The following is a 3,575-nucleotide window of genomic DNA, read 5'->3' as shown; positions in this document are numbered from 1 at the left end:
GATTGCGAAATTATAGCCATAAAAATTTAAATTCTAATTAAATAGATCTGGAAATTTAAAACATTGTAATTTTAATATGCATTTGAAAATGAATGGAAATTTTTAAAAATTTATAGAGGGTGTTGTAGAAATTTTATTAAATTTAGAGTTTTGGGTGCAAAAGCGGCTAATTACAGATCGCTAAAATTTTTTCCGCCAAATTTTAGTATCGCTGAACCCCAAGTAAAGCCGCCACCAAATGCATCAAGAAGCAAAACAGAGCCATTTTTTATACGCCCGTCCTCGTAAGCATCATTTATCGCCATCGGGATCGAAGCAGAGCTTGTGTTGCCGTATTTTGCAACCGTCAAAACGCACTGCTCGTCAGTGAAATTTAGCCTGTTTTTTACAGCATCTATTATCCTGATATTTGCTTGATGAGGTATGAAAAAGTCGATATCTTCGCTTTGCATTTTGTTTGCGTGTAAAATTTCTATCACACTTTTGCTAAGCGTTTGAACCGCTATCTTAAAGACCTCATTTCCGCTCATGTGGATGAAATTTAGTCTATTTTTTAGCGTCTCATCGCTAGCTGGAAAAGCACTGCCACATCCTGGAGTTATCAAAAGCTCAGCCTGTCTGCCGTCGCTTGCGGTGTGGATGTCAATGATCTCGTTTTCTTTGCTCGCACTTATCACTGCTGCTCCTGCTCCGTCACCAAAAAGTATGCATGTGCTTCTATCTGTGTAGTCGATTATCGAGCTTAGTTTTTCAGCTCCTATGATCAAAACATTTTTCTTAGCACCACTTGTAACAAGGGAATTTGCAAGCTCTAAAAGATAGATAAAACCCGTGCAAGCCGCGCTTATATCAAAAGCTGTGATGCCAAAATTTAAATCCAAATTTGCAGCTATCTTACAAGCGGTTGAAGGCATGCAAAGATGATCTGGAGATATCGTAGCGCATATCACTGCATCGATTTGTGATTTTTCAAGACCTGAGCGTTTTATAGCTAGCTCGGCAGCTTTTGTGCCAAGGTCGCTTGTTATCTCAGTCGTTGCAATGTGTCTTTGCTCTATGCCAGTTCGCTTTACTATCCACTCATCGCTCGTATCGACCATTTTTTCAAAATCAAAATTTGTTAAAATTTTTTCTGGGACATATGACGCAATGGAGATCAATGAAGCTTTTGGCATATTTTACCTTGCAAAGTGTGAAAGTTCTTCTTCTATAACTTTATTTATATTCGAATTAGCAAATTTAATTGCTTGAAAGATTGCATTTTTTATAGCTTTTGAGTTGCTTTTGCCGTGACTTATGATGACGCAGCCATTTACGCCAAGAAGCGGAGCACCGCCATACTCATCGTAGCTAACCTGTTTTTTTAGAGTTTTGAAAACTTTTCTCATAAGCACTGATCCAGCCATGGCAAGAGGTGATTTTTTGACTTGCTTTTTGATGATTTTGCCTATGGCATCAGCAACGCCTTCGCTAGTTTTTAGTAGGATATTTCCCATAAAACCGTCGCAGACCATGACATCAATGCTACCATCAAAAATTTGATTGCCCTCTGCATTGCCAACAAAGCTATCAAGCCTAGAAACTAGTTTAAAGGCCTCTTTGCTGACTTCATTGCCCTTACTCTCTTCTTCGCCATTTGACAAAAGACCTACTTTTGGCTCTTTTCTGCCTAAAATTTCTTTTGCATAGGCTTCGCCCATTATGGCAAATTGAAATAAGTGTTCGCTTCTGCAATCAACATTTGCACCAACATCCAAAACCAAAGTAGCTGTCTCTTTTGAATTAGGCATAAGTGTTGCGATCGCTGGACGAGATACATTTTTTAATCTACCAACTCTTAACGTAGCTAAACTCATAGTAGCACCGCTGTGACCAGCAGAAACGACAGCATCGACTTCTTTTTCTTTTAAAAGCTCAACAGCTTTGTAGATCGTGCTATCTTTTCTTTTTAGTGCGTCTGTCGCTCCGTCAGCCATAGAGATGACTTCAGTAGCTTCTATAAATTCTATATTTTTTAAATAGGGTTGTGGGATGAGTGGTTTTATGGCATTGCTATCGCCAACTAATACAGCTTTAAATTCTGTCTCTTTTAGTGCTTCAATAACGCCAGATATTATAGGATCTGCACCAAAATCACCACCCATAGCATCAATAGCAATGCGAATCATATTTTAGTATTCACCTGTTGTTTTGTTTATGCGGTGAGGCATTTTCCAAGAACCATCTTTGTCTTTTACAGGCACTGGAAGTGTAACTTTGTAATGTGTTCTACGTTTTGCTGCACGAGAATGACTCACTCTACGCTTTGGTACTGCCATTTTACTCTCCTTTATAAATTTTTACATTTTTCACAATAAAAATAATCGCTCTTAAAAGCTTCTAGCTCACTTTCAAAAACTTCTTTTAAATCAATATTGCCATCAAAAAATTCAACCGTATCGCTAAGCTCGTTTTCTCTGTCTTTATAGACACCATCGCTTAAATTTAGCTCTACGTCTTGATCGACTGGCAACATAAATTCATCACCGCATCGATCGCAAATATATTTTATCTCGCCCTTTATGGTGCCTTGACATTTTACCAAAAAAGGGTCTTTTCTTTTTAAAATTCCACTAAAAATTAGATCATTGTTTCTTACTAGCTCAAAGTTTATCTCTTTGTTTGCTATTTTAGAAAACGGAATAATCAAATTTTAGTCCAAAATTAGCAAATTTCTCTTGAAGCAAAGAAGAAATTTATCTCATTTACAGCGTTTTCTAGGCTGTCGCTTCCGTGAACTGCATTTGCGTCAATGCTATCAGCAAAATCAGCTCTGATAGTGCCAGGAGCTGCTTCTTTTGGGTTAGTTGCGCCCATTAGCTCGCGGTTTTTAGCAACTGCATTTTCGCCCTCTAAAACCATAACTACGACTGGTCCGCTTACCATAAAATCAACTAAATCGTTGAAGAAAGGTCTATCTTTATGAACTGCATAAAATGCTTTTGCATCGCATTTGCTAAGTTTGATTTTCTTTGCAGCTGCGATTCTTAAGCCGTTGCTTTCAAATCTATCTATAATCTTTCCAACAACATTTTTCTTAACAGCGTCAGGCTTAATAATAGAAAGTGTTCTTTGCATAAATTTTCCTTAAAATTTAGGTTATTTAAATGAAGTTGGCAATTATATCAAATAAAGCTTAAAAATAAAATAGGCTCAAATTTGAGCCTAAATTTTGTAAATTTATTGGATAACTGGAGTGCTGCCAGTGCGAGCGTCAGCACCGATTTGATCACGTGAAGGTTGTCCTGCTACTACAGCATCCCAAACGATGCATCCATCAGTTGGACAGGCAGATGCACAGGCTGGCTCATCGTTATAGCCTACGCACTCAACGCATTTGTTTGAATAAACATAGTATGTATCTGCTCCAGTTGGGTTGTCGCTATCATCTACAATAGCTGAAACTGGGCACTCATCGATGCATGAACCACAGCTTATGCATATATCGGTTATTTTTACAGACATTTTTTCTCCTTAAATAAAATTTTGGCGTAGAATATCAAAAAAAAACTGAAAATGATATAAATATACTCTTA

At 37.5% G+C, this 3,575-nt stretch carries 6 protein-coding genes; all 6 read right to left on the bottom strand.

What is annotated here, in order from left to right; all coding sequences use genetic code 11:
- Positions 1 to 170: 170 nt before the first annotated feature.
- The 6 genes from F3G86_RS03855 to F3G86_RS03830 all read right to left on the bottom strand — a co-directional run bounded on the left by F3G86_RS03855 (position 171) and on the right by F3G86_RS03830 (position 3,504).
- Entirely contained in the window at positions 171 to 1,175 is a 1,005-nt protein-coding gene (locus F3G86_RS03855) for a beta-ketoacyl-ACP synthase III (RefSeq protein ID WP_149723041.1), read from the bottom strand.
- Between the two features lie 3 nt (positions 1,176 to 1,178).
- The gene (gene plsX / locus F3G86_RS03850) at positions 1,179 to 2,168 is read right to left on the bottom strand and encodes a phosphate acyltransferase PlsX (RefSeq protein WP_009294377.1); all 990 of its coding nucleotides are present in this window, start codon (positions 2,166 to 2,168) and stop codon (positions 1,179 to 1,181) included.
- 3 nt (positions 2,169 to 2,171) lie between these two features.
- A complete protein-coding gene (gene rpmF / locus F3G86_RS03845) occupies positions 2,172 to 2,318 on the bottom strand; it encodes a 50S ribosomal protein L32 (protein WP_002942540.1) in 147 nt (48 codons plus the stop codon).
- A gap of 11 nt (positions 2,319 to 2,329) precedes the next feature.
- Positions 2,330 to 2,689 (bottom strand): DUF177 domain-containing protein, encoded by a 360-nt coding sequence (locus F3G86_RS03840; RefSeq protein ID WP_021093441.1) that lies wholly within the window; start codon positions 2,687 to 2,689, stop codon positions 2,330 to 2,332.
- A 14-nt stretch (positions 2,690 to 2,703) separates the two neighbouring features.
- Positions 2,704 to 3,117: a nucleoside-diphosphate kinase gene (ndk, locus tag F3G86_RS03835; protein ID WP_002942517.1), complete on the bottom strand. Its 414-nt coding sequence runs from the start codon at positions 3,115 to 3,117 to the stop codon at positions 2,704 to 2,706.
- A gap of 102 nt (positions 3,118 to 3,219) precedes the next feature.
- Positions 3,220 to 3,504 (bottom strand): NADH-quinone oxidoreductase subunit I, encoded by a 285-nt coding sequence (locus F3G86_RS03830; protein ID WP_002942606.1) that lies wholly within the window; start codon positions 3,502 to 3,504, stop codon positions 3,220 to 3,222.
- Between the last annotated feature and the right edge of the window lie 71 nt (positions 3,505 to 3,575).

It is taken from the genome of Campylobacter concisus (assembly GCF_902460595.1).
Lineage (GTDB): Bacteria > Campylobacterota > Campylobacteria > Campylobacterales > Campylobacteraceae > Campylobacter_A > Campylobacter_A concisus_BL.
The sequence above is the reverse complement of the archived record's forward strand: the minus strand, read 5'-3'. Positions and strand labels throughout refer to the sequence as shown.